The sequence below is a fragment of the Rhodococcus sp. NPDC057014 genome (assembly GCF_042673295.1).
In the GTDB taxonomy this organism is placed as follows: Bacteria; Actinomycetota; Actinomycetes; order Mycobacteriales; family Mycobacteriaceae; genus Rhodococcus_F.
Map to the genome: position 1 here is coordinate 1 of NZ_JBHUSF010000451.1, position 5,592 is coordinate 5,592.

The 5,592-nt window shown below is 70.7% G+C and carries 9 protein-coding genes; 4 read left to right on the plus strand and 5 right to left on the minus strand.

The features are described 5' to 3' along the window. Positions 1–47: 47 nt before the first annotated feature. The 4 genes from ACFTZB_RS42465 to ACFTZB_RS42480 all read right to left on the minus strand — a co-directional run bounded on the left by ACFTZB_RS42465 (position 48) and on the right by ACFTZB_RS42480 (position 2,187). The gene (locus tag ACFTZB_RS42465; protein WP_276139875.1) at positions 48–221 is read right to left on the minus strand and encodes an adenylate cyclase; all 174 of its coding nucleotides are present in this window, start codon (positions 219–221) and stop codon (positions 48–50) included. A 129-nt stretch (positions 222–350) separates the two neighbouring features. Continuing rightward, entirely contained in the window at positions 351–1,175 is an 825-nt protein-coding gene (locus ACFTZB_RS42470; RefSeq protein WP_378441477.1) for a hydrolase, read from the minus strand. A 17-nt stretch (positions 1,176–1,192) separates the two neighbouring features. Continuing rightward, the gene (locus tag ACFTZB_RS42475) at positions 1,193–1,516 is read right to left on the minus strand and encodes an AzlD domain-containing protein (RefSeq protein ID WP_378441479.1); all 324 of its coding nucleotides are present in this window, start codon (positions 1,514–1,516) and stop codon (positions 1,193–1,195) included. Next, a complete protein-coding gene (locus ACFTZB_RS42480) occupies positions 1,513–2,187 on the minus strand; it encodes an AzlC family ABC transporter permease (protein ID WP_378441481.1) in 675 nt (224 codons plus the stop codon). The genes ACFTZB_RS42475 and ACFTZB_RS42480 overlap by 4 nt, the downstream gene beginning before the upstream one ends. An 83-nt stretch (positions 2,188–2,270) precedes the next feature. Between ACFTZB_RS42480 and ACFTZB_RS42485 the strand changes: the two genes are divergently transcribed. The 3 genes from ACFTZB_RS42485 (at position 2,271) to ACFTZB_RS42495 (ending at position 4,541) form a co-directional block, all read left to right on the plus strand. Continuing rightward, complete coding sequence (locus ACFTZB_RS42485) at positions 2,271–2,825, plus strand: helix-turn-helix domain-containing protein (RefSeq protein ID WP_378441490.1); 555 nt, start codon at positions 2,271–2,273, stop codon at positions 2,823–2,825. 140 nt (positions 2,826–2,965) lie between these two features. After that, a complete protein-coding gene (locus ACFTZB_RS42490) occupies positions 2,966–3,328 on the plus strand; it encodes a YciI family protein (protein ID WP_378441482.1) in 363 nt (120 codons plus the stop codon). Position 3,329: 1 nt separating this feature from the next. Next, positions 3,330–4,541, plus strand: coding sequence for an RNA polymerase sigma factor (locus ACFTZB_RS42495; protein WP_378441484.1), 1,212 nt, complete (start codon positions 3,330–3,332; stop codon positions 4,539–4,541). Between the two features lie 9 nt (positions 4,542–4,550). Here the strand turns inward: ACFTZB_RS42495 and ACFTZB_RS42500 are convergent, their stop codons facing one another. Further along, entirely contained in the window at positions 4,551–5,027 is a 477-nt protein-coding gene (locus ACFTZB_RS42500; RefSeq protein ID WP_378441486.1) for a hypothetical protein, read from the minus strand. A gap of 254 nt (positions 5,028–5,281) precedes the next feature. On the opposite strand from ACFTZB_RS42500, the gene ACFTZB_RS42505 reads away from it, so the two are divergent. Further along, positions 5,282–5,592: amino acid permease (locus ACFTZB_RS42505; protein WP_378441488.1), on the plus strand; the 311-nt coding region annotated here is incomplete at its 3' end.

A 5,592-nucleotide genomic window follows, 5' to 3' on the forward strand; every position in this document is an offset into this window, starting at 1 on the left:
GGCAGCCCCTCCGTGAGGGACTGCCCGCCGTCCGGTGCTCGACGCGGCTATTCCGCCCGGCCGATCCGCTTCCTGCCCGAGGGAGCTCCGGTGGAGTCCGGGGGGATGAAATCCGATTTGATCGAGAACACGAACAGGGCCGTCACCCCGACCACGACGACAAGAATGGTGAGGACTACGACCACGTAGCCGAAACCGACACCAATTGCTGTCAAGTCCATCAGACCTACCTCCTCAGTCGCTGCTCACGCTACTGCGGAGGGTAGCCGCTTTCACCGTGTCGGCGGAGAAGAACGATTACAGTGCCCGCTCGAGGGCGCCGCCCGGCGTGGTGGCCGGTTCCGCGACCGTCACGTCAGGTGATCGAACTCCCCGGTCACCCAGGCGCAATGCCGGGTCGCCGAGTACTCGAGTGCCTCCCGGCCGTCGTGGTCGATGACGTTGTCGAAGTTGCCGATGATGCGGTCGAACTCCAGGTGCGCCAACTGGTCCGCGATGCGCCGCACCACCGCCGCGGACAGCGGCAGCCGGTTGGGGTACGACCGCAGGAACGACACGGTGCGGCGGTCCGGGTTGGGGAACACGCCGTCGCCGGTGAGCAGCACACCCCGGCCGTCACCGCCGCCGCGCCAGTGAGCGACGGCACTGCCCGGGAAGTGCCCGCCGATCTGGTGCAGGGTCAGCCCCGGCGCCACCTCGTGGGTGCCGGACCAGAACACGATCGGCCCGTCGGACCGCGCCAGCCAGGAGCGGTCCGCCTCCGCCACCAGAATGGGGACGTCACCGAGCGCCTTCGACCATTGCGTCTGCACACCGAACATGTGCGGGTGACTGCCCGCGACGGCGATGACCGGGCCGTGCGCGGCGACGGCGTCGACCGCCGCGGCATCGACGAATCCGATCGGATCCCACAGCAGCGACCCGGCGGGGGTGCTGATCACCAGGGACTGCTGACCGATCGCGGTCTTCGGGTCCACGTACAGGCCGTGCAGTCCCGGCTCGACCTCGTGTTCGACGGCGCGGTACCCCGCGCCGGCCAGCGCCTCGACGGTGGTCCACTCCTGCCCGCCGAGCGGAATGTACTGGCGTTCGTCGGCGCAGATCGCGCACTCGTCGGGGAGCGGGGTGTTCGGGTCCTGTTCGACGCCGCACGTGGCACAGAGATGAAATAACACCCCTCGATGATGCATGCTCACGGCACGCCGAGGAGCCGCAATCCGGCAGCCGTCGCGGCAGCGGACAGGACGATGACGACGAAAGGCGCCTTCCGCCAGGCGAGTAGGCCCGCGACGACGACTCCGGTGGGACGCGCCACTCCGGCGAGGTCGTGGCCCTCGGTGAGCGCCGCGGTGCCCACCAGCGCGGCGAGCAGAACCACGGCCGCCGACGCCATGGTCCGCTCCACCCAGGGCCGGGTCGCGATCCGCGGCCGCAGCGCCGGTCCGGCGAACCGGAACGCGAACGTGCCCGCCGCGAGCACCCCCACCGACCCGATCAGCACGAGCTGCCCGGTCACCGCAGCACCGCCCGCCGCACACCCGCCAGCAGACCCACCAGCGCCGCGAGCGCCGGAAGCCCGGCGGGCAGGACCGGCGTGGCCGCCAGGGCGACGACGGCGCCGATCAGGGCAGGCGCCCGCACGTCCCGATCACGCAGCGCCGGCAGCACCAGGGCCAGCAGCACCGCCGGGAACATCGCGTCCAGACCCAGCGCAGCGGGGTCGCCGATCGTATTGCCCGCCACCGCGCCGAGCAGGGCCCCGAGCGGCCAGCACACCGCGATCCCCACCCCACACGCCCAGTACGCGGCGCGCCTGCGGTCCGGGTCCGTCTCCCCGAGCGCGAACACCACCGACTCGTCGTTCATCAGGTGACTGCCCACGATTCGCCGAGGCCCTCGCCCGAGCACGTCGCCGACCGCCAGACCGAACGGCAGGTGCCGCGCGTTCACCAGCAGTCCGGCGATCGCAGCCGCGATCGGGCTGCCGCCTGCCGCGACGATCCCGACGAACAGGAACTCCGCGGAACCGGCGAGGACCAGCACCGACAGTGCGACGGGCAGCCACACGTCGAGTCCCGAGCCCACCGCGATCGCGCCGTACGACATGCCGACCAGTCCGTCGGCCAGGCACACGAGCGCGATGCTGCGGAGGACCCGCGAGCCGAGTGTTCGCTTCATCGAACGCATGACTTATATACTGAACAGAAAGCGATTCGTTCGTCAAGTAGAACAATGTGGCCGAAATAATGAACACTGTCGGGAAGGGAACCATGGACGGGCAATCCCCGCTGGGGTACATCGGACCCTCGCTGCGCCGCGAGCGCGAACGGTCGGGCATGTCGCTCACCGAGGTCGCCCGGCGGGCCGGTGTTGCGAAATCCACTCTGTCCCAACTGGAATCAGGAGGTGGGAACCCGAGCGTCGAAACCCTGTGGGCCCTCTGCGTGGCGCTGGACGTGCCGATGTCGCAACTGCTCGACCCGCCCCGCCCGCGCGTCCAGGTCATCCGGGCCGACGAGGGACCCGAACTGACCTCCGACCGGGCCGACTACCGCGCCACCCTCGTCGCGTCCTGCCCGCCGTCCGCGCGCCGCGACCTCTACCGCCTCGCCGTCGAACCCGGCCCGGCCCGCGAATCCGACCCGCACATGCCCGGCGTGATCGAGCACGTCGTGCTCAGCGCCGGGCGCGCACTCGTCGGCCCGGTGGGCGCCCCCGTCGAACTCGGGCCCGGCGACTACATCGCCTACCCCGGCGATGTCGCGCACGTGTTCGAGGCGCTGGAGCCGGGAACCCGCGCCGTGCTTGTATCCGAACACCACTGACCACACCCGGGGCCTTTCCTTCGTGCACAGAGTTTTTCGTGGACAGTGTCGATTCGCCGGGCCGGCGTTCGTATAGGAGGTGACGGCCGGCCACAGCACACCCCGAGGCGCCGACCGTCCGATCCCAGGAGGAACCCGACATGACCCAGTACCTGTTGAGCGTGTACCAGCCCGACGGTCCCGCTCCCGAACCCGACGTCCTCGCGAAGATCGCCGACGACCTCGACGCCCTCAACCAGGAGATGATGTCCGCGGGCGCGTGGGTGTTCAGCGGGGGACTCTGCGCCCCGACGACCGCGACCGTGCTGCGGGCCCGCGGCGGCGACGTCCTCGTCACCGACGGCCCCTACACCGAAGGCAAGGAACACCTCGGCGGATTCACCATCGTCGAGGCCCCCGACCTCGACGCCGCGCTCGGGTGGGGTCGCAAACTCACCCGGGCGACGACGCTGCCCATCGAGGTCCGGCCGTTCGCCCACCACGCCGGGGACGGAAGCCACTGACGTGATCGACACCGCCGACATCGAACACGTGTTCCGCACCGAACACGGTCGCGCGGTCTCCGTCCTGGTCGGCGTGTTCGGCGACATCGACCTCGCCGAAGACGCCGTCCAGGACGCCTTCGCCGAGGCGGTGCAGCGCTGGCCGTCGGCCGGGCTGCCACCGAGCCCCGCCGGGTGGATTATCACCACCGCCCGGCACCGCACGATCGACCGACTGCGGCGCGAGGCGTCCCGGCACGACCGGCACGCGCAGGCCGCACTGCTGCTCGCCCGCGACGAACCGACGGAGGAGGCCGCCGTGCACGACGACCGGCTACGCCTCATCTTCACCTGCTGCCACCCGGCACTGGCACCCTCCGCCCAGGTCGCGCTGACCCTGCGCCTCCTCGGCGGACTCGGCACCGCGGAGATCGCCCGCGCCTTCCTGGTCCCCGAGCCGACCATGGCGCAGCGCCTCGTCCGGACCAAGGGGAAGATCCGGGACGCCCGGATCCCGTACCGGGTGCCGGACGACACGGATCTCCCGGACCGTCTCCGCGCCGTCCTGGCCGTCGTCTACCTGATCTTCAACGAGGGATACACGGCGAGTGCGGGGGACCGGCTGACGCGGGCGGATCTGTGCGCCGAGGCCCTGCGTCTCGGCCGGCTCCTGGCCGCGCTGATGCCCGGCGAACCGGAGGTCACCGGGCTGCTCGCGTTGATGCTGCTGATCGAATCGCGGCGCGCCGCCCGTACCGACGCCGGCGGGCGACTCGTGCTCCTGCCCGACCAGGACCGCGGCCGGTGGGATCGCGACCTCGTCGCCGAGGGGCAGTCGCTGGTGCGGGACTGCCTGCGGCGGAACATCCCGGGCCCGTATCAGATTCAGGCCGCGATCAACGCCGTCCACAGCGACGCCGAGACGGCCGCGGACACCGACTGGTGGCAGATCCTGCAGCTGTACGACCAGCTGATGTCGCTGGCGCCGAGCCCGGTGGTCGCGTTGAACCGGGCGGTCGCGGTGGCGGAGGTGCGGGGTCCGGCGGAGGGGCTGGCGCTCGTCGACCGGCTCGACCTCGACGACTATCACCTGTACCACGCGGTGCGGGCCGATCTTCTCCGCCGCGTCGGGCGCCCCGGCGAGGCCGCCCGCGCCTACGACGCGGCGCACGACCGCACCGAGAACGCGGCCGAGCGGGAATTCCTTCGGGCACAGCGCGATTCGATCGGATGACGCGTACGCTCAGAGGCCCAGTCCCGGCGGCAGGCACAGCGATCCGAAACACGTCTGCGTTCGCACGGTGACGGGGAGCGGTTCCGCCGTCGCCGGCTTCGCGTACGCGGTCTCCGGGAGCGGCGCCGAACCCCACACCTCGTCACCGGGACCCGCATTCTCACTGCAGATCCAGTGGATCAGATAGTCGCCGTCGGGTACCGCCTCGAACACGAACTCCTGCGGTCCCGGCCCGATCACCACGTTCGATCGGTGAAACACCGCCACGGACTCGGGGTTCACGATGTCGTCCGCCGCCCGCAGTCCACCGAGTCCGCACACGATGTCGGCACCGGTGTCGTTGGTCAGCGTGGTCGTGACGGTGCTCCCGGCCACGGCGGCGGCTAGCGTCACGTCCGGCGGGTCCGCGGCGGCGGGCGCGGCCAGGAACAGGGCGAGGGGGCCTGCGGCGATCAGCGCGATCGCGACCCGGGGCACGAGTGTCATCAGCGGAACCTTCGTTCTCGGCGGTCTCACTCCGGACGTTCCGATATTGATACCCGCCGCACGGGCCGGTAAACGGTGCGAGGGACGGACGTCGAATCCCGCTCGACGGACGGGGCCTCGGCCTACGATTGAAATTCGAGGCCCTGCGGCCGAAGCCCCCCTCGACGTCGCCCAGCCGAATACACCCTTCGGACTCCGACAGTCGGTCTCGCCGGGAGCGAGCACGCCGTCGCGTGAAGCATCGGAGGGATGACATGAGCGGAACACCCGCACTGAAGAAGGCACTGAGCCAGCGTCAGTTGACGATGATCGCGATCGGCGGGGTGATCGGCGCGGGCCTGTTCGTCGGCTCCGGTGTCGTCATCGGCGACACCGGGCCGGCGGCGTTCGTCACCTACGGCCTCGCCGGGGTCCTGATCATCATGGTCATGCGCATGCTGGCCGAGATGGCCGTGGCGAACCCGTCGACCGGGTCGTTCGCCGACTATGCCCGCCGGGCGCTGGGCAACTGGGCCGGCTTCTCGGTCGGCTGGCTGTACTGGTACTTCTGGGTGATCGTCGTCGG

Bases quoted from the DNA above. Each gene is read 5' to 3' on its own strand.
- ACFTZB_RS42465 (WP_276139875.1), bottom strand. From the start codon at position 221: ATGGACTTGACAGCAATTGGTGTCGGTTTCGGCTACGTGGTCGTAGTC.
- ACFTZB_RS42480 (WP_378441481.1), bottom strand. From the start codon at position 2,187: ATGCGTTCGATGAAGCGAACACTCGGCTCGCGGGTCCTCCGCAGCATC.
- ACFTZB_RS42485 (WP_378441490.1), top strand. From the start codon at position 2,271: ATGGACGGGCAATCCCCGCTGGGGTACATCGGACCCTCGCTGCGCCGC.
- ACFTZB_RS42490 (WP_378441482.1), top strand. From the start codon at position 2,966: ATGACCCAGTACCTGTTGAGCGTGTACCAGCCCGACGGTCCCGCTCCC.
- ACFTZB_RS42500 (WP_378441486.1), bottom strand. From the start codon at position 5,027: ATGACACTCGTGCCCCGGGTCGCGATCGCGCTGATCGCCGCAGGCCCC.